The sequence below is a fragment of the Maribacter chungangensis genome (assembly GCF_042676845.1).
In the GTDB taxonomy this organism is placed as follows: domain Bacteria; phylum Bacteroidota; class Bacteroidia; order Flavobacteriales; family Flavobacteriaceae; genus Maribacter; species Maribacter chungangensis.
The window spans coordinates 477,664-497,261 of the sequence record NZ_JBHTHY010000003.1; the positions used below are offsets into that span (position 1 = coordinate 477,664).

15 protein-coding genes and 1 tRNA gene are annotated in these 19,598 nt (G+C 40.9%); 8 read left to right on the top strand and 8 right to left on the bottom strand.

Annotated features, from left to right (window positions below; all coding sequences use genetic code 11):
- The first annotated feature begins 9 nt into the window (after positions 1–9).
- Both ACFQZJ_RS02035 and ACFQZJ_RS02040 read left to right on the top strand, forming a co-directional pair.
- Complete coding sequence (locus tag ACFQZJ_RS02035; RefSeq protein ID WP_379931915.1) at positions 10–3,783, top strand: reprolysin-like metallopeptidase; 3,774 nt, start codon at positions 10–12, stop codon at positions 3,781–3,783.
- Positions 3,780–4,466 (top strand): hypothetical protein, encoded by a 687-nt coding sequence (locus tag ACFQZJ_RS02040; RefSeq protein WP_379931916.1) that lies wholly within the window; start codon positions 3,780–3,782, stop codon positions 4,464–4,466. The genes ACFQZJ_RS02035 and ACFQZJ_RS02040 overlap by 4 nt, the downstream gene beginning before the upstream one ends.
- A 66-nt stretch (positions 4,467–4,532) precedes the next feature.
- Here ACFQZJ_RS02040 and pth read toward each other — a convergent pair whose 3' ends face one another.
- From pth to ACFQZJ_RS02055, 3 genes are all read right to left on the bottom strand, one after another.
- Positions 4,533–5,162, bottom strand: coding sequence for an aminoacyl-tRNA hydrolase (pth, locus tag ACFQZJ_RS02045; RefSeq protein WP_379931917.1), 630 nt, complete (start codon positions 5,160–5,162; stop codon positions 4,533–4,535).
- A gap of 93 nt (positions 5,163–5,255) precedes the next feature.
- Positions 5,256–5,888, bottom strand: coding sequence for a 50S ribosomal protein L25/general stress protein Ctc (locus ACFQZJ_RS02050; protein ID WP_379931919.1), 633 nt, complete (start codon positions 5,886–5,888; stop codon positions 5,256–5,258).
- Positions 5,889–5,931: 43 nt separating this feature from the next.
- The gene (locus ACFQZJ_RS02055; protein WP_379931920.1) at positions 5,932–6,873 is read right to left on the bottom strand and encodes a ribose-phosphate pyrophosphokinase; all 942 of its coding nucleotides are present in this window, start codon (positions 6,871–6,873) and stop codon (positions 5,932–5,934) included.
- A 188-nt stretch (positions 6,874–7,061) separates the two neighbouring features.
- On the opposite strand from ACFQZJ_RS02055, the gene ACFQZJ_RS02060 reads away from it, so the two are divergent.
- Positions 7,062–7,142 (top strand) — tRNA-Leu (locus ACFQZJ_RS02060).
- Positions 7,143–7,677: 535 nt separating this feature from the next.
- Here the strand turns inward: ACFQZJ_RS02060 and ACFQZJ_RS02065 are convergent.
- A complete protein-coding gene (locus ACFQZJ_RS02065) occupies positions 7,678–8,568 on the bottom strand; it encodes a PorP/SprF family type IX secretion system membrane protein (RefSeq protein WP_379931922.1) in 891 nt (296 codons plus the stop codon).
- A gap of 16 nt (positions 8,569–8,584) precedes the next feature.
- Positions 8,585–12,730 carry a T9SS type B sorting domain-containing protein gene (locus tag ACFQZJ_RS02070; RefSeq protein WP_379931924.1) on the bottom strand — a complete coding sequence of 1,382 codons (4,146 nt, stop codon included), beginning with the start codon at positions 12,728–12,730 and terminating at the stop codon, positions 8,585–8,587.
- 595 nt (positions 12,731–13,325) lie between these two features.
- Between ACFQZJ_RS02070 and ACFQZJ_RS02075 the strand changes: the two genes are divergently transcribed.
- The 5 genes from ACFQZJ_RS02075 to ACFQZJ_RS02095 all read left to right on the top strand — a co-directional run bounded on the left by ACFQZJ_RS02075 (position 13,326) and on the right by ACFQZJ_RS02095 (position 16,252).
- On the top strand, positions 13,326–13,613 hold the full coding sequence (locus ACFQZJ_RS02075) for a helix-turn-helix transcriptional regulator (protein WP_379931925.1): 288 nt from the start codon (positions 13,326–13,328) through the stop codon (positions 13,611–13,613).
- Complete coding sequence (locus ACFQZJ_RS02080) at positions 13,610–14,467, top strand: toprim domain-containing protein (RefSeq protein WP_379931926.1); 858 nt, start codon at positions 13,610–13,612, stop codon at positions 14,465–14,467. The genes ACFQZJ_RS02075 and ACFQZJ_RS02080 overlap by 4 nt, the downstream gene beginning before the upstream one ends.
- Before the next feature lie 162 nt (positions 14,468–14,629).
- Positions 14,630–14,926 (top strand): mobilization protein MbpA, encoded by a 297-nt coding sequence (gene mbpA / locus ACFQZJ_RS02085; RefSeq protein ID WP_379931927.1) that lies wholly within the window; start codon positions 14,630–14,632, stop codon positions 14,924–14,926.
- Between the two features lie 5 nt (positions 14,927–14,931).
- Positions 14,932–15,792, top strand: a complete 861-nt coding sequence (locus ACFQZJ_RS02090; protein WP_379931929.1) for a relaxase/mobilization nuclease domain-containing protein — start codon at positions 14,932–14,934, stop codon at positions 15,790–15,792.
- Positions 15,793–15,796: 4 nt separating this feature from the next.
- The gene (locus ACFQZJ_RS02095) at positions 15,797–16,252 is read left to right on the top strand and encodes a DUF6730 family protein (protein ID WP_379931930.1); all 456 of its coding nucleotides are present in this window, start codon (positions 15,797–15,799) and stop codon (positions 16,250–16,252) included.
- 192 nt (positions 16,253–16,444) lie between these two features.
- Here the strand turns inward: ACFQZJ_RS02095 and ACFQZJ_RS02100 are convergent, their stop codons facing one another.
- From ACFQZJ_RS02100 to ACFQZJ_RS02110, 3 genes are read right to left on the bottom strand one after another with little or no spacing between them, the layout of a single operon-like run.
- Positions 16,445–17,758, bottom strand: a complete 1,314-nt coding sequence (locus tag ACFQZJ_RS02100) for a hypothetical protein (protein WP_379931932.1) — start codon at positions 17,756–17,758, stop codon at positions 16,445–16,447.
- Positions 17,759–17,795: 37 nt separating this feature from the next.
- Positions 17,796–18,773: a nucleotidyl transferase AbiEii/AbiGii toxin family protein gene (locus tag ACFQZJ_RS02105; RefSeq protein WP_379931934.1), complete on the bottom strand. Its 978-nt coding sequence runs from the start codon at positions 18,771–18,773 to the stop codon at positions 17,796–17,798.
- Positions 18,770–19,501 (bottom strand): DUF6088 family protein, encoded by a 732-nt coding sequence (locus ACFQZJ_RS02110; protein WP_379931935.1) that lies wholly within the window; start codon positions 19,499–19,501, stop codon positions 18,770–18,772. The genes ACFQZJ_RS02105 and ACFQZJ_RS02110 overlap by 4 nt, the downstream gene beginning before the upstream one ends.
- Positions 19,502–19,598 lie beyond the last annotated feature (97 nt).

Genomic DNA, 19,598 nt, shown 5'->3' on the forward strand with positions numbered 1-19,598 from the left:
AGCCCCTCAATGAGTACAAAATTACGCTTAGTTTTTTCAATTACCATGGTATTTGTATCCTTTTATGGAGCTGCACAGACCAATTATTGGAAAGATACTGATTTGACCCGGGCCCAAGAGCGGGCTATTTTAAAGGAGTTCGGAATCCAAAAAGTAAATTCCTACACCCTAGATGAAACCCGTTTTAAAAACCAGTTGGTAGGCGGATCTAAGTCCCGAAGAGGCAACGGGGTTGTTTATTTTCCTGACGAAAATGGGACGCAGATTCCTTTTGAGGTGATCGAGGCCAGTACGTTTTCCGAAGAATTAGCACAAAAATACCCCGGTATTAAATCTTATAAGGGCAGAAGTACCCTTGGTGACGGAAAACGAATACGCTTTAGTGTATCGCACAAGGGAATCCATAGTATGATGTCGGCTGTGGGTAAAAGCGGTTCTGTTTTTATGGAGAAAGGAAAGAAAGGCAACTACGTCCTGTACCATGCCAAAGATCGTGCTGCTAAAGAAGCGTTCGTTTGTAATACATCGCCTCAAATATCGGCACTGGGAAGTGGTTTGGCCGCCCGGTTGGTGAACGATCAGGTATTGCGAAAGTTTAGACTCGCCGTAGCCGCCTCCGGTGAATACACTAATTTTCATGGGGGCACTAAAATTGATGCTTTAGCGGCTATAAATGCTACGGTTACCAGGATCAATGAAGTTTTTGAAAATGATTTCGCCGTTACTTTGGAGTTAATAGGGAATACGGATGAAGTCATTTACCTAGATGCCGAAACTGATCCCTTTACAGGTAGTTTAAGTTCCCAGACGCAGAATACGCTGGATTCCGTAATTGGTGATGAAAATTATGACATTGGGCACCTTTTTAATCAAAAGGACGATGCCTTGGACGGCAATGCAGGTTTTGTAGGGGCCGTTTGTCGCACTGGCAGAAAGGGCAGTGCGTATAGCACCTTGTCATCGCCCCAGGGAGAGTCTTTTGCCATAGACTTGGTTGCCCACGAAATGGGACATCAATTTGGGGCAAATCACACATTTTCCCATATTTCCGAAGGAACTCTGGCCCAAGTAGAGCCTGGTAGCGGTACTACTATTATGGGATATGCCGGTATCACCGGAACAAACGATGTAGCTCCGAACAGCGACCCTTATTTTCATTATACAAGTATTGTACAGATCCGGGATTTTTTGGAAACCGTTACTTGTGGTGAAGCAATACCCTTGATTAATATGCCGCCCAGTCTGGTTCCTGTTGCCGATTTCACTATTCCAAAAGGAACGGCATTTGTCCTTACCGGAAATGCATCCGATACAGATGTTGGCGATGCATTGTCATACACTTGGGAACAAACCGATAATGGAATAGTAACCCAAGCTACTTTTGGGCCCAATAGCCCAACAGGTGCTTTGTTCAGGTCTCTTCCGCCCAATGCCTCGCCCACTCGTTATTTTCCAAGATTGGACCGTGTAGTAGCTGGAAACCTAACACAAACCGCACCGGGCTTGAACGAGGCTTGGGAGACCGTGCCATCGGTAGAACGGGAACTGAATTTTGCGGTTACCGTTCGTGATAATGCTTTGAACGGGGGACAGTTGATTTCTGATGAGGTATCCGTATTTGTTACCAATGATGCCGGTCCGTTCCAAGTAACCTCCCAAGATACGTTTGCGACTTACGTGGCAGGTGAGGTACAGACCCTTACTTGGGAGGTCGCCGACACGCATTTGGCACCTGTTTCTGCCCAAACGGTAGATGTTTTTTTATCTACGGATGGCGGACAGACCTTTCCGGTCACCGTTGCCGAAAATGTTCCTAATACCGGGGTGCGCAACATTGTAGTGCCCGGCCTGCCAACTACAAATGGCAGGTTCATGGTAAAAGCTTCCGACAATATTTTTTTTGCTATTAATTCTACAAATTTTAATATAACACCATCGGAGGTGGTGCTAAACTTTACAGAATTGGATTATGAGGTATGTCAACCGGGCGATTTGGTCGTTGATTTTACTTATGAAACCTACTTGGGCTTTGCAGAAGAAAGCGTATTCAGTGCCTCAGGACTTCCTGCAGGATTGACTGCCGTATTTTCTGATACGACCGCCGTTGCAGATAGGGTTCCTGTAAACATAACTTTTTCGGGTACGGGGAGTTTGGCCGTGGGCACCTATCCTATACAAATCGTATCAACATCGCCGAGCGTAACCAAAGAAATCACCTTAAATCTTACTGTTTACAATACGGATTTTATAGATGTGGTTTACACTGCACCTTTAAACGGAGCTACCGATGTTTCTACAGATGTGGTTTTGGCATGGGAGGGTAATGAAAGAAACACGGAATATGATGTTGAAATTGCTACGGATATGGCTTTTACCAATATTGTGGAGGCCGTAGGTGTTTCTAATCCCTTTTATATTCCAACGAACTTGGAGAACAATGCGGCTTACTTTTGGCGGGTAAAACCTAAGAATAGTTGTGGTGAAGGTGTTTTTGGATTGCCATTTGGTTTTAACACCATAGTTTTTAATTGTGATACCCAAGCTGCTTTTGATGTGCCATTAGAAATATCCCCTGTAGGCACGCCGACCATTACTTCAAAAATTGTATTCTATGAGGACTTGCCAATAGCGGATATTAACGTATCCTTGAATATAGAGCACAGTTTCTTGGCAGATTTACAGATAAGTCTGATCTCACCCGCCGGCACTACGGTAGTGCTTGCCTCTAGCTCGTGTAACGACTCTAGAAATATAAATGCTGTTTTTGATGATGATGCCCCGGAATTTGTTTGCGGTGGAAACCCGGCAATAAGCGGAACGGTTGCGCCATTGGGCTCATTGGGCTCTTTTAACGGAGAATCTATACTAGGGGAGTGGACCCTTGAGATTAAGGATAATGCCGCATCCGATGGGGGTAGGTTAAATTCGTTTTCATTGGAAATTTGCGTTGAGGGGGATTTTAGACCGGATTTGGATAATGACGGTGTTTTTGATGATGGAGATGATCTGTGTTTGGATACGCCCGCCGGACAAGAGGTGGATTCATCTGGATGTCCCATATATAGGTTTACGAACCAAAATTTTAATATCAGCCTTGAAAGTGAAACCTGTAGGGCTAACAACGATGGTGTGATTACAATTACGCCAAAGGTGGGCCTTGCGTACGAAGTTACGATAACGGGCGCAGGAGTTGATCAAACCCAAGGTTTTACAAATATGTTCAGCTTGGACGAATTAAGTTCCGGTACTTATGATATCTGTATTAATGGTACGGATGGTACTATAGTTTATGAGGAGTTCTGCACCCAGGTGGTCATCTCTGAACCAGACCCGTTGGGTGTTACCTCAAAATTATCGGAAGACGGTACAAAACTTACCATTGGTCTGGCCGGTTCCGATGTATATAACATAGAACTTAACGGGCAAGTTGTTCAAACGCGGGCATCAAGCATAGTTTTAGACCTAAAAAAAGGAATCAATAGTCTAAAGGTATATACCGATATTCCCTGTCAAGGAGCGTACACAGAGCGATTTGTACGTTCCAGCAAGCCCTTAATAGTTCCAAATCCGTTTACGGATATTGTTGGGGTTTATTTTGGAGGTCTAGGAGCAAATGTTTCCATGCAGATATTTTCTGCAGATGGTAGATTGGTAAAAAGCATGATGCTGGATGTAGATGTTACCGGCACCCAAATAGATTTGGGTTCAATGGCAAATGGGATATATTATGTAAAGTTTAAAGGAGAAGGAATAAAGGGAACTGCTAAAATCATAAAGAAATGACACGGACTATTCTCTTGTTGTGCGCTATTTTGACCTTGTCTTTAGGATGCAGGAAAAATCGGGAACCTAAACCTCCCGGTCAGGTGCAATTGGTGTTTCCGGATAAAAATTCGGAATGTACTACGGGGCAATCTTTGGGCGCGACTACAAGTCGGGTAACATTTAGGTGGCAAGAGGCCGATAATGTACAGACCTATGAGCTAAGGGTAACCAATCTAAATACGGGCAGCACGCAAACCATTAGCACGGCGGCAACATCTGCAAACCTTCCAATAGAAAAAGGGACCCCGTTTTCATGGCAGGTACGATCAAGAAACAACCAAGTGCAAGAAAGTGTTTCCAGTGAGGTATGGAGTTTTTATAACTCAGGGTCTACCACCTCTTTTGTGCCATTTCCGGCGGACATAATAAGTCCAAGAATGTCTCAACGTGTTTTTAAGGATATCAATAACGAAACAATCCTTTCCTGGTCCGCAAGCGATCTTGATAATGATATTGATAGTTTTGAAGTATATCTGTCAACCGAGAACCCACCGGAAGACCTGAAAGCTACCTTGGGAGCCAACACATTGCAACTAAAGGTTTCCGTGGCGTCCAATACCGTTTATTATTGGAGTGTAATTACCACGGATGCCCAAGGCAACGCCACCAGCTCTGGGGTATATACCTTTAAGATATTGTAGTTTTAATTGATTCCCTGGCGGCTTAATCTCATGTAGAGGTGGTTTCCATAAATCCCTTATTGGGTTTTATGAGTTGTTGAATTGGTTCATGGTTCGCGCAATACCTGCCAATACAAAAGAAGTCACTACCTCGGTAGATTTCTTAAGGCGTTCGTCCATTTTTGCATTTTCCTCTTCGTTAAATTTTCCAAGAACGTATGCTACCTGTCTCCCTTTGCCAAAATCTGACCCAACACCAAATCGGAACCTGTTATATGCAGTGCTTTGAAGAAATAATTGTATATCCTTTAACCCATTGTGGCCACCATCACTACCTTTGGTTTTAATACGTATGGTTCCGAAAGCAAGGTTGATATCGTCTGTGATCACCAGTATGTTTTCAAGAGGAATATTCTCTTTGTCCATCCAATATTTTAGCGCTTTTCCGCTTCGGTTCATATAGGTAGATGGTTTTAGGCAAAGTACGCTTCGGCCTTTTGCTTTGAACATTCCTATAGCTCCCAATTTTGCCGTTTCAAAGGTAAACCCTTCTTTAGCGGCCAAGGCATCTAAAATGGTAAAGCCAATATTGTGGCGTGTTTCCTTGTATTCGTCACCTATATTACCAAGACCTACGATCAAAAATTTCTTCATGGGATCTTCTTCGTTTAAATAATCGTGATTTTTTCTAAAGAGGGATTTAAGGAGCTTGCGCATTGATTTAAATCGTTTGTACAGCTGTAAAAATACAAAAGCATCCCGATACCAGTACCGGGATGCTTTTTGTCGCTCTTTAAAAATAACTTAAGGTTATTCTTGTGCTCCTTCTTCCGATGGTGTTTCGGCTGCTCCTTCTTCACCTTCGCCTTCTTCATCTTCTTCGTCATCTGCAACAACGGCCGTACGTGCCATTTTAACTTGTACAACGGTTGTACTGTCTGGGTGTAGAATATTAAAATCGTCGTTCAATAGGGAAGCAACGCTAATGTTCTCGCCTATCTTTAATTTGGAAATATCAACATCAAAGAAATCGGGTAATTTGTCCGGTAGGGCTTTGATCGCCAATTTTCTTTTTCTGAACAGTAAGCGCCCACCATTTCTTACACCTGGAGAATTACCTTGTAAACGCACAGGAATATCCATGGTAACTTCCTTGTCATCGAATAATTGATAAAAATCGATATGCAAAATCCTATCCGTAACCGGATGAAATTGAATGTCCTGCATAATAGCTCTTACCTTGCCATCGCCTAAATCAATTTCAACGGTATGCGCAGCTGCGGTGTACACTAAATCCCTAAACGCTAGTTCTGGTGCTGAAAAGTGTAGTGGTTTATCCCCTCCGTATACTACGCAAGGAACCATTCCAGCATTACGTAAGGCCTTTGTTGACTTCTTGCCCACGCTTTCTCTTTCTGATCCTTTAATTGTAATTGACTTCATTATATATATTAAAAATTAATAATTCTTGCTTTGATTTCCCGATCTACATTAGAAACTTGGAGGAAATGGAGTTGTTGTTATGTACCTTGTCCATAACTTCTGCGAATAGGTTTGCACAGCTTAGGACACGGACTTTATCACTTTTTATTTCGATAGGAATAGAGTCTGTAATGATCAGTTCCGTAAGCTTGGATTTTTCTATTTTTTCATAAGCATCACCAGATAGCAGTCCGTGGGTGGTAATAGCACGAACGCTTACAGCACCGCGTTCCATCATTAAATCGGCCGCTTTTGTTAATGTACCGGCGGTATCTACCATATCGTCTACCAGTACAACATTCTTGCCCTGAACATCGCCAATAAGTTCCATGTGGCTTATAACATTGGCTTTTGCCCTTTGCTTGTAACACACCACAACATCGCTTTCCAATGCTTTGGAATACGCGTAAGCTCTTTTGGAGCCGCCCATATCCGGAGATGCTATCGTAAGGTTTTCCAGGCCTAAGTTCTTTAAATAGGGCAGGAATAATGTAGAGGCAAAAAGGTGGTCTACCGGTTTTTCAAAAAACCCTTGGATCTGGTCTGCATGCAAGTCCATCGTAATAATCCGTGTTGCCCCCGCGGTTTCCAACATTTTGGCAACCAGTTTTGCCGCAATAGGTACTCTTGGTTTGTCTTTTCTATCCTGTCTTGCCCAACCAAAGTAGGGCATTACGGCAGTAATGTGACGCGCAGAAGCTCTTTTGGCGGCATCTATCATCAATAACATTTCCATCAAGTTTTCTGAACTTGGGTGTGTGGAGCCGATAATGAAAATCCTTGTGCCCCTGATAGACTCCTCGAACGAAGGTTGAAATTCCCCATCGCTATATCTAGAGAACAGCACATTGCCTAGCTCTGTGCCGTATGCCTTGGCAATTTTTTTGCCAAGCTCCATACTCTGGGTGCAGGCAAAAATCTTTGGTTCCGGAACTAGGTATGCCATAATTTACAAAATTGAGTCTTTAATGCGATATAAGTTGGTTCTTAATACCCCTGATTTCTAAGGAGGTGCAAATTTAAAAATTAAAATGGGTTGCTAAACTATAAATGTCAATAATTTTGTAGCTGTAATGGATTATTTTTTTAATTTTGCAGTCCTACTTTTAAAATGCCGTTAGTTACGGCAGCTAAGCTCGAGTGGCGGAACTGGTAGACGCGCTGGATTCAAAATCCAGTTCCTTTGGAGTGTGGGTTCGATTCCCACCTCGAGTACATTTTAACCCTGTTAATCTAATGATTTTCAGGGTTTTGTGTTTTTTGAAGTGACGGTTGAGTGACGGGTTTTTAAATATAAACCTAATTTTTACCTTTTATTTTCCTGAAAGGAAGATATTAAAATTGCTGCTAGTTATTGATGTTTTATTTAATTCAAATTGAAAATGGTGTCGATATCTAAAACATATTAAAGCATCTTAGGTAATGCTAAATGTAAAAAACCGACATCTATAGCAAAACCAAAGATAAAAAAGTGAATGCAGCGGCTAATTTGATTTCTGAATTGAATCTAAATATTGGTCAAAGCCTTTACAAGTTTTTTTTGTGTCAATAACTGTCCCGTAAAAGGTTAATTAACGAGAATACTAAAAGAGACTAAGAAAGGGACACTACGAGGTTAGATTTTGCACTTTGTCGAAACTGTCCCGTAAAGCCGCCGTTTTACAGTAAGTAATTAGTGCACCTAATAATTATTCCACCTTAACATATTAACCACAGAAAAACGCTAGTCATTCTTCTAATAGTAATCTACTTATAGCCTCAGACTCATCAATATTTCATGGGTACCGTTATCTATATTGCTGATATTATTTTCTAGAGCAATTTCATAGGCATAGCCGATGTCGATCCAGTTAGTTTTGATCATAAATAGTCCACTAATGCTTTCATTGAGACGATATGCGGCTCCTAATCCGAATTTTTGATTGAACTCTAAGATGCCTGTCATGTCTACTGAAAGAGGGGCTGCTTCGACATAACGAATGGATGTCGAAGGTTTTAGCATCAAGTTGCCGCCTAGATTAATATCGTACGCTCCTACTAGGTACATGTGGGGCTTGTCCGTTCCCAGTCTCGCAAGGCCATCGTTCTGCTCAAGGCGATCTGGAGTCAATATCTTGGGAATTGATAATGAAATGAAGTAGGATTCGTGCTTGAGGTAAACACCTGCCCCAACATTGGGATTGAACCGCCCGTCAATATTCATCAACGAAGCATCTTGCATAATTCCATAGGTCAACAGGCCATCTGTATTGGCATCGTAGGAAGTAAAGCCTCCCTTTACACCAAAAAAGAGATTATGGCTCTCACTCAATTTTAATTTATAGGATATGTCTAGAGCGATTGCCGTTTGGCTTTCGATAAAGGTTTTGTCGTTGATTACCGAGAGGCCGATTCCTACATTTTTTCCAAGTGGAGTACCAAAGATGAAGCTCTGCGTTTCAGGAGCTCCCTGTACTCCTGACCATTGGCTTCGTAGGTTAATGCCGAAATCGGTCGTTTCGTCCGCACCTGCAAAGGCAGGGTTAATCAGGTTCATATTGAATCGGTAGAAGGAATAATTAGGATCTTGTTGTGCTGATACCCTGCCTACGACAAGAAGCGTAAAAAAGATAAAAAATCGATATATATGGTTGGTCTTCATTTAAGTATTTTTAGTATTAATAATTGATAAATATCCACCCCTGTATCGGTGCGCTACCGTTGCCTAGGTCGATAACGTACAGATAGGATCCTGGGGGCAGCAAATCGGAATTCGAGCTGTAGTTACCTCGCCAGTCGTTGCGATAGTTGACAGCGGAAAAGACCTCATGACCGTACCGGTTGTACACCATTACCGTGGTATTGGAGTAGTTGTCGATACCCGGTATTACCCAATAATCGTTAACCCCGTCACCATTCGGTGTAAAGGCCTCAGCAGGTCTTAAGACCGGTTCCTTGTTGGTCGGGAAATCGTCTTGTATATCCGTGACACCATCGTTGTCATCGTCGTTATCCGCATTATCCCCCGTTCCATCGGCGTCCGAATCGGTATCTTCATTTTCATCCAGTGGGAAATCGTCTTCCTCGTCGGTCGTACCATCATTATCATCATCTTCATCCGAGTTATCGCCAGTGCCATCACCATCCGTATCGGTATCCTCATTTTCATCTAAAGGAAAATCATCTTCACTGTCCGGGACACCATCGTTGTCGTCGTCCTCGTCCTCGGAATCGGGAATACCGTCATTGTCACTGTCCGTTGAGTTTTTTGGATCACTGTCCTCCGCATCCGGAATACCGTCATTATCGTCATCAGTATCAGCATTATCTCCTATACCATCACCATCAAAATCGGTATCTTCTTCATCATCCAATGGGAAGTCGTCATCCGTATCGGGCGTACCGTCATTGTCGTCATCGGTATCTACGTTGTCTCCGGTTCCGTCACCATCGGTATCGGTATCCTCGTTCTCATCTAATGGGAAATCATCTTCAGTATCGAGCGAACCGTCATTATCGTCATCAGTATCGGCATTGTCGCCTGTACCATCGCCGTCCGTATCGGTATCTTCTTCATCATCCAATGGGAAGTCATAGTCCGTATCGGGCGTACCGTCATTATCATCATCGGTATCTGCGTTGTCTCCGGTTCCGTCACCATCGGTATCGGTATCCTCGTTTTCATCCAATGGGAAGTTATCGTCCGTATCGGGCGTACCGTCATTATCATCATCGGTATCTGCGTTGTCTCCTGTTCCGTCACCATCGCTATCGGTATCCTCGTTTTCATCCAATGGGAAGTCGTCATCCGTATCGGGCGTACCGTCATTGTCGTCGTCGGTATCTGCGTTGTCGCCTGTTCCGTCACCATCGGTATCGGTATCCTCGTTTTCATCCAATGGGAAGTTATCGTCCGTATCGGGCGTACCGTCATTATCGTCATCAGTATCGGCATTGTCGCCTGTACCATCGCCGTCCGTATCGGTATCTTCTTCATCATCCAATGGGAAGTCATCGTCCGTATCGGGCGTACCGTCATTGTCGTCATCGGTATCTACGTTGTCTCCGGTTCCGTCACCATCGGTATCGGTATCCTCGTTCTCATCTAATGGGAAATCATCTTCAGTATCGAGCGAACCGTCATTATCGTCATCAGTATCGGCATTGTCGCCTGTACCATCGCCGTCCGTATCGGTATCTTCTTCATCATCCAATGGGAAGTCATCGTCCGTATCGGGCGTACCGTCATTATCATCATCGGTATCTGCGTTGTCGCCTGTTCCGTCACCATCGGTATCGGTATCCTCGTTTTCATCCAATGGAAAGTCATCCTCCGTATCGGGCGTACCGTCACCATCGTCATCGTCATCACAAACATCTCCCTCGCCATCTCCATCTGTATTAATTTGGTCGGCGTTGGCAATGGTTGGACAATTGTCCACGTCATCTTTGATACCATCATCATCTCCATCCGTTTCTTTGGTTACGGTATCAGTAGATGAGCTTCCTTCATTTCCAACGGTATCCGTTAAGGTCACCTCCAATGTTACTAAGCCATCACTTAAACCGCTTAGGTCTACACCGCTAATTTGATCGGTGGGAGTGCTAATTGTTCCACTTCCCAAAACGGAGGTTCCACCTCCATTGCTGGTAAATGCGTAATTGTAAGTTGTCCCGACTTCGGCTCCAGAAAAAGTGAATGACGCCGCGGTTTCATTAGTAGTATCGATAGGGTCTTGGTCAATTATTACAGAATATCCAGAGGGAGCTGTAGTATCCTTTGTTTTTGTATCCGTTGACGTATTACCTATGTTTCCTGCGGTATCTGTTAGGGTAACGGAAAGGGTAATCGATCCATCTCCCAAACCACTGAGGTCCAACCCTGTTATCTGATCGGTAGCGGTTGTAATGGTTCCCGTTCCGGTAATAGGAGTTCCGCCTGCATCGCTAGTAAAGTTGTAATTATATGTTATTCCGATTTCTGCTCCAGAAAAAGTAAAGGATGCGTTCGTTTCGTTTGCAGTATCAATAGGATTTTGGTCAATGACTACGGCATATCCAGAGGGTGCCTCAGTATCTATTGTTACCGATCCGGTATCGCTATTAGTAGTACCACAACTACCATTTACAATGACCGCTCTAAAAAGGGTGGTTTCGACTAAATTGGAATATGTATATGTACTGTTGGAATTAACTATGTCAGACCAAATTATACCATTATCGGTCGATTGTTGCCATTTCTCAACAGTTCCCGTATGTCCAGTCAACGTTAAGGTTCCGGAATTACTTGTTGAGTTATGTATGCCAGAACTTACTTGACCTCCAACGGGTGGGGTGCCTGAAACAACAGTGATTTCTTTCGAATCGGATATAGCTGATGTTCCACACTCGGATATTTCCGTAATGGCACGATAGTACCAAGAACCCGTTGAAGGAATAGTTTCTTCTAAGGTAGTTGTAGTAATGGCAATATCCACCCAATTTGAATTGTCGTCTGAACGTTGCCATTTTTGAACATCACCTTCTTGCCCAGAAACGAAGAGTTCAACGTTGGATCCAGCGCAAATAGTGGTATTTTGGGCCAATACGTTTCCGGCATCCGCTTCCCTTACAAAAATTGGTGTACTGGAAGTGGTCAGATTACTACAATTTGTCGGGGCATTCGTATTCACGATTGCCCTGTAATATGTTGTTGTGGAAATATTATTGACCGTTAATGTTGTCGTGGTATTACTAATAACTGTTGGGTTGTCGATAAAGTTATTATCCGAACTCTCCCAACGGATTACCGAACCATTTAGACCATTCAGTGTCAGCGTAGTACTGTTGGTGCCAGAGCATACAGACACCTCTCCACCGCTTATATTGCCGCCTGGTGCTCCATTAATTGTGATATCTTTTGTAAAGAAAGGAGTTGCACTTAATTGGTCGTTTGGCATATCGCCAAATTCAATTATTCCAAAAATACTAGAACTATTGGGAAAATCGTTCCAATCGCCGGCACTGGAATATACATGACCGAATGACTCTCCAGGATTTCCATTATTGTAATCGTTTGGCTCGCCGGACCGCCAGTTTTGGTATACTCCGGGAACTCCATTCCCGTTACCGTTATCCGTAGTAATCTGAGTACCCCTTTCTGGGCCGGTAACCCAATAAAATTTTCCTTCAGAAGCATTTGTATCCGCAAATAGATTATATCCCAATGCTTCGTTAATCTGGTTATGGTCGTCCGAAGCTCCCATCCAAGAATTTTGACCAACAATTCTAGTGACAAAAATGTTCTCCGCATTAGAGGTCAGGGTTACCAAATAAGCCTCCCTGCCAAAAAATGAAAGTGAAGAGGCGGCCGCCTTGGTTGCTGTCCATGAAGTTTGTGTATCTGTGACCCGATAATAATGGTCGTTCAAGGGATTATAGAAAGTTTCTTCCGCAACAAAGGTGACCTGCCGCGTTTCTGGTGAGCAAATTGGGCCTGAGGTCATCGTCACCGTCCTGAGAAATGTCTGCCATTCTGATGCAGATAAAGTGCCTTTGAAGACTATCGACCGCGTATTACTGTTCCAGCCACTTGTGGTCACTCCGGAAGGTAATGTACTATTATAGCCTAGCTGATCTGTCGTGGTAAAGGAGTTGGTTATGGAAACAGTAAAATCCGTTATATCTGTACTCGAGGTAATTGTCAAATTGGGTGCTATAACAGTAGATATAGTGGCTTCAACACCTATGGATTGATTGTCGCCGGAAACTTGAATCATTTGCGCTCGTACGACAAATAAACCAAAAATCAGAGTTGCAAAGGTTAGGTTGGTTTTTATGCTCATTTTAGTAATTTTATTACTGGTTAAGAACACAAACCTATTGATATTAGTAAGAATAATACTACTTATGTTGTAATCTAAATGGCTTTTGTTGTATAACTCTAATTTTGTGTTGTAAGCATCACTAATGAATCTATTTTGATAAGGACAAAAACCAATATCATTCGAGAAAAAGAAGTTTTATTAAAAGAGTTCTGTAACACCAACTTTTAAAGGGGTAGCATTCCTAATTATATTGGAAATTTCTTAAAATAACGATTATGTAATCGACTGCTCTAAAACAACAAAATCGATTCTTCTCAAGCCAGATTTTTCATATTTAGCTATTTTAAATTGTTAATAACTCAAAATCCCGCCATTTTTGACAACATTCAAATGATACTATTTGAAGCCATTTGAAACCCAATCTATATTATTATATTTAATATAGTTTCATTTGAATTTATATGACGTAAATTATTGTATATCAGTTTTTTGTGAATAACTAAAATCACAAAATCAAGGGTTACACCTTCCTTTATTTTACCTTTATACCAGGAATTCTTCAAAAGAAAACAAAAGCGCTTTTGTTCATTTAGTAACCTTAAAAAGGAAAACAATGGACAATTATTTAATCCTTGAACGACTTGATCGTTTGGAGCGGCTTTTAATAGCCAATAAGGAAGTACTCACCTTTGAGGAAACCTGCGACTACACCGGAATATCCAGAAGCTATCTATACAAATTGACGGCCTCTGGAAATATCCCGCACTCAAAACCCAATGGCAAGATGCTGTTCTTTGAAAAGGCCAAACTCAATGCGTGGCTTCTTCAGAATAGCAGGAAGTCAAATTCGGAAATCGAGACCGAAGCCTTGGACTATACCTTTAGAAATAGACGTAGATGAAAGGGGATGAAATAAGCTGGCAAAAAGCCCGAGCCATCTGCATCGTGAAAACGATGGCAAAGGCAGGGCACTTTCCCTGCAGGGAAACAAAGAAAGAAGCTTGGTTTCTAAGTCCGTTCCGGCTAGAAAACCATGCCTCTTTTAAGGTATCGAAAATTAAGAACCTTTGGTTCTACCATGGGTCGGGCTTCGGTGGTAACACGCTCGATTTGGTCGTCCGGCTTTATGACTGCCGTTTACTGGATGCGCTTGACTTCCTTTCCGATATACCGCCCTCTTTTTCTTTTCACCCGCAACCTTTTGTTCCGCCATCAAACGATAAATTGATTATCAAAAGTGCCAATCCTATTTGGCATTACGGGCTGAAAGTTTACTTGAAGAAAAGAAACATAACCCTGAAAACCGCAAATAAATACTGTAAGGAAGTTCATTACTCTCGAAAAGGAAACCACTATTTCGGTATCGGACTACAGAACGATTCGGGCGGTTGGGAACTTCGCAACATGTACTACAAGAGTTCTTCCTCCCCAAAGGACATTACCTATATTTCAAACGGATGCATGCAGTTAGTGGTAACGGAAGGAATGTTCGATTTTTTAACGGTCACCAACTTCTGTCACGATAACATGACCTTTCTCATTTTGAACTCGCTTTCCTTTCTAAAAAAGGCCATGAAATATATCGAATTGTTCAAGGATGTGAAACTGTACCTGGACAATGATAAAGCAGGAAAAGAAGCTACGGAATGGTTGATGAAAAACGATAAAAGATGTATCGATAAATCCTATTTATATGAAGGTTATAAAGATTTGAATGAGATGTGGATAGGGACAAATGGAGGAAACGGTAGGTAGGTGTAGAAATGCGTCTGAGTAAGAATTCAAGATGTGTCATTGTCATGACAAATCTTGCTTTTACTCCCGTTGGTCGCAAAAGGATAGGAACTATTAAATGAGTTTTCGATATATAATTTAACAAAGTGTAATTCGATTGAAAAAGAGTAAAAAAAACCTAAAGTGAAAAAGGAATTTGTACAATTTCGATGTTCTATTTATGAGAAGAAGCTGCTCAAAATCAAGGCCAAAAAGAGCGGACTCTCCATAAGTGAATATTGTCGGCGTGCTGCCTTTGACCATCGAATTGTCGAACGATTTTCCGAGGAACAAATCGATGTATATAAATTACTGGTGCAGTATCAAGTCAACTTTAAACGTATCGGAAATATGTACCGGAAAAGAAATCCGAAACTAGCTGATGAAGTGGTACAGCTGGCAAATGAAATACGTAAACATCTTTACAGTTTTAAGAAATGATAGGCATGGGAAAATCGATATCGCATACGGGAGCGTCCATGGGTTATGGGTGGAACGAAGAGAAAGATGCCAAGGTGGTTTATCGCGAACATTTAGCAGGAGACAATCCAAAAGAGATTACACAGGAATTCAAAATCATTCAAACACAAAACCATCGATGTAAAAAGAACACGCTGAGTTTCGTCCTTAGTCCCACGATAAAAGATGGACAAAAATTAAAAGAAAAAGAACTAAAGGAAATCACGGAAAGATTCATCAAAGAAATGAAACTACAAGAACGACAGGCGATTGCCTTTGTGCATCAAGATAAAAGTCATCGGCATATCCATTTATATGTAAACCGTATCGGTTTCGACGGCACGGCATACAAGGACAGCTACATCGGAAAACGAAGCCAACAGGCAGCAGAAAAAGTGGCTCAACAAATGGGATTGACAACGGTAAGAGAAGTGCAACAAGAAAAACTGAACGAAATTAAAAATGTACGCCACGAAATAAAGCATGTCCATGAAAAGGTTATTGCAGAAATGAAACCCAAAGATTTTGACCAATACATCAAGTATATGAAACAAAGGAATGTCGAAGTCATTCCAAGCATCAATAAATCGAATCAATTGCGGGGTTTCCGTTTTGAATACAAAGGCCAAAACCTTAAAGGAAGTGAAGTACATCGTTCCATGTCAATGAGGCGAATCGCCGAAAGGATTGGCTTTAATAGAAATGTTGCCCAAAAAATAGTCAAGGAAAACTCACTATCAATACTAGGAAAAACTGTAGGGTTATCCCCCAACCTCGCAGCTAATATTACAAAAAAGGCAATTAAAATGGCCGTTAAGAAAACAATTGGATTAGGAATGGAAATATAATATCATGGCAAAACTAGACGAAATAGCAGAATTGCTAACGGAGGAAATCCAAGAGTTTGAAAACTCGGTCAGTCGCCTGGAAGAACTACAAGCTTTTTTGATGAACTACAAAATCAAGCCCGACACTACGGATATTGACTTTATTTTGAAGCGATACAATGACCATCAAAAGAAAGTAATTGATGACCACCATAAACTAATGGGGAACGTGGTCTACTATATTAAAAAGTCGTTGACTTTTCCGAAATGGGCCATAAAGCTGTTTTGGGGTCTTTTGGTAATAATCTTTCTGGTATTGGGCTTCTCCTTTTACAGGGTCTCCCGAATCCCTGAAATAAGGCAAGAGGCTTATGGACAGGGAGAAGAAAATGCAATAGGGCATTTCAGGGCTTTCTTCGAGGCCAGCCCAGAGGCCAGCGAACTCTACCAAAAATGGCGAGAACCCCAAAGCAAAAAGTAGGGTGCGCCCTATCCGGTTTTTGCTTTACGCTAATCTGCCGGAATCGCTGCAAAAACCGGACAGGATCCACGCGCAAAGTTTTTGGGTAAGATTTGGGGACACGCTGTTTGCTTGAAATTAGAAGTGCTTGGCGTCCCAGTAAAAGTTCATCGTTTAAAACTGAACAGCAAATCTTCAAATGAGTATTAGTATCTAGTCTATATTATAAAGTTCTGGTGTGTGTACAAATTGAAAAGCTATAGTAATAGTTACATCAGATTTCTCTGATAAACGAAAACTATAATTAGACCATCCTTTTTCATACTCTTTAATCTTACTAATATAATTCGGATGCTGTTGAATAGTTTTTTCGGCACTATCCAAGACGTGTGAAAAATCGTCATTGGGTACAAAGTTCAGTACGGCTGATTTGGAATCTCTCCAAGTCAAATATTTCAAAATTTGATTTATTGTTTCAAGAAGAGTTTTAGGCCCTTTCCAAATCTTGCATTCTCCAATAAATAGATTTGTATTCTCATGTTTAATTGAAATGTCCGTTTTACCTTTCTTGTTATAGGCTTCGCCTGCAACTACGGCAATAATGTTGGGCACCAATACAAACAACAATTGATCCCTTAAGGTTTCTTCATCCCTACCCTTATATAATCTTGGATATTTTTCCCACATCTTGCCACAATCATGGAGTATTTTTAAAATATTAGCGTAATCATCTTCGGTAATATACCACTCATAAGCAGGAGTGTCCGGAGTTATCTTTTTAGGTTTGGGTTGAATTTTTTTTGATTTAAGAACCTTTTTAGGTATAAAAAAATCGGTTAGATTTGGGTCGCTAACTATGGGGAAGACAAGCTTTGATTCATATTCCTCATCCCGTTTTGACTTTTCAATTCTTTGATTTACAAGTGAACGTAAAACATTGGGTAAATTAAAATTATACTCTTCAATTGTGGTTTTTAACCCTAAGTAAAATTCATTGAAAATTTTCTTGTCATCAAAAAACGTTTCATTGGTTTTTTCTGGATTTTGCCAAAGGTCTATGTATGTAAATTGAAGTTTGTTGCCATCAATTACGTACGGCACTCCGACTGGATTAAAAGCCTTGGTAGAATAGCTCATACTTCCCACGAAGGCTTTATTATAGTCTATCTTGTCTTGCCTGTAGACCATTATGTCGTGTCTGCCATCACTCATTGGTATAAAGAAGTCGATTTTTTTTCGCTCAATCGTGCCATTAAAACCTCTGTCAAAAGAACTTGGTAAATCCTGTGAAGTCAACTGTACATTAGATATTTTGGTAGTTCCTTTTTCCCAGAAAATGATTGGTAAATCGCCAATTTTATACTCTTCAAAAAGGTCATTAACAATATCATCAACACTTTGCGACGAAAACAAATTATCAGGCATATCTTTAATTTGCTTGACAAGTCGACCAGTTGTTACTTGAAGTAGTTTCCTAAACGGATTTTTGAAAAGAATATTTAATCTCTTATGTGTATGTAACTCCATCTAATAGCTGTAATATTTTGAGTAAATCTATGGATTTCTAAAGCGATATAGTCCAGTTTAAAATAGCCAATCGTTTAGATACATTAATAATTGTATCCAAAACATTTTCTTCTTTTGGCAACTCTCCATAAACTAAATTCTTAAAATCATCTTGATATGTTACTTTCAGTTGGTTCCAAGTTTCTTCCGGTTCTTTGAAAATCAATGCTTCTTTAGGGTGGTGCTTTAACCAATCGTTGTTGTTCTTAAAACTTTGTACGTCGTCATGAGCCACCTTTAATAACATTGTATCAAAAGCAGCCGAAGTGAAGAATTCTAGAACTGTTTCATCTGTCAATAGCTGATGAATATCATATACGTGCCTAATTTTAGCATTCAGGTCGATAATTGGTTTTTTAGTATGTGAGAACCGAACCAAACTCATTATCTTTTCACAAAGCGTTCTTCGAGAATCCAGAACAAGTGCTTCAAAAGGCCGTAGGTTGTATTCTTCCGCCAATGTCGTTTGATTGGTGGCATTCATCATATCATAGATATAGGTATTCAAGACTCGCTTAGTGTATGGTTCAAAATAGCCCAACCATGTTGCTTCTATGATAATTGCATCCCGTACCTGTCCGTAATTTCCTTTGAAAATTTTGGGGTAGTTATATGCTATCTTTCGAATCATTCCCATTTTGTTGGTAATCCCTTCCATTTCTACCTCTACGAATGGTGCAGTTATTTCCTTAGTAATTTTTTTGAGCTTCGTCTTTAGTTGGTTCCCTGTTTCTTCTTCTCTGCGTAATACGACTAAATCAATATCCTCGGAAAAACGTTCGATGAATTTATAACACTTTGACAAGGCCGTACCTCCCTTAAATATGACTTCATCTTTGATTGCACTATCAAAGATTAGTTTTAAGGCATAGCATACCCAATAGTCCTTTTCGATATAGATATCTAAAATACCCATTCGCTCTGCGGTTACCTGTACCGCTTGCCTGAAAAGTGGTTCGTTCTCGTGCAGCTTCATTTTATATTCCAGTATTTAGCATTTGACAATACCTTTTCAGAAATATCAAAATTATAAATCGTTATTGGGTTTAAACTGTCTTGAAGGTCTCTTAGTTCAGTCTCCGCCTTACAACCAATTTCGCTTAGCAACGCACCTAATAAAGCTCTGGTTGCTGGAGAATATTTAAAAGCCAATTTTATTAGCCTTATTTTTTCGCTGGTTTTCAATTCGCCCAATAATGCCATCAATCGGATACAGCTTTTCTCAATGATGGTATCGGGTATTTTCTTGATGTAGCGTATGGCATCCAACAATTGTAGTAAAGGAATATTTTCCTTATTAATGGTATTCTTTTGTTTGATGAACGAAATTCTAAAACGTCCTCTTTTAAAAGAGGGGCGTATCTCCCGTTTGCCTATCTGTATCGTGCTACTTACTTGTGTAGTTAGTCCCAAAGAATTATAAACGCTATACCCCGTAATATATCCGGCAAGTTTTCCATTTTCCTCCAACAAGTCTTTTACAATTTGATGTTGGTCTGGCAACAACGTACCGAATACCGTTTCTTGCGGCTTGAAGTATTTACCTTTGGATAGTTTGTTTATCTTACCGGAAGCAGCCATTCTATTCAAATGTTTAATGATGGCTTCCCTTCTAGTCACCTCGTTCATAAAATCCATATAGGTAAACACATACCCTTTGGGTAATTTATTAATCTTATCTTCAATGTATTCAGAGGTTTTCATTGGAAGCTATTTTCACAAAGGTATTCAAAATGTCCAGTTTATTTGTTAAAAAACTGGACATATTTTAATAAGTTTTGATATTTTTATTCGCATTGCC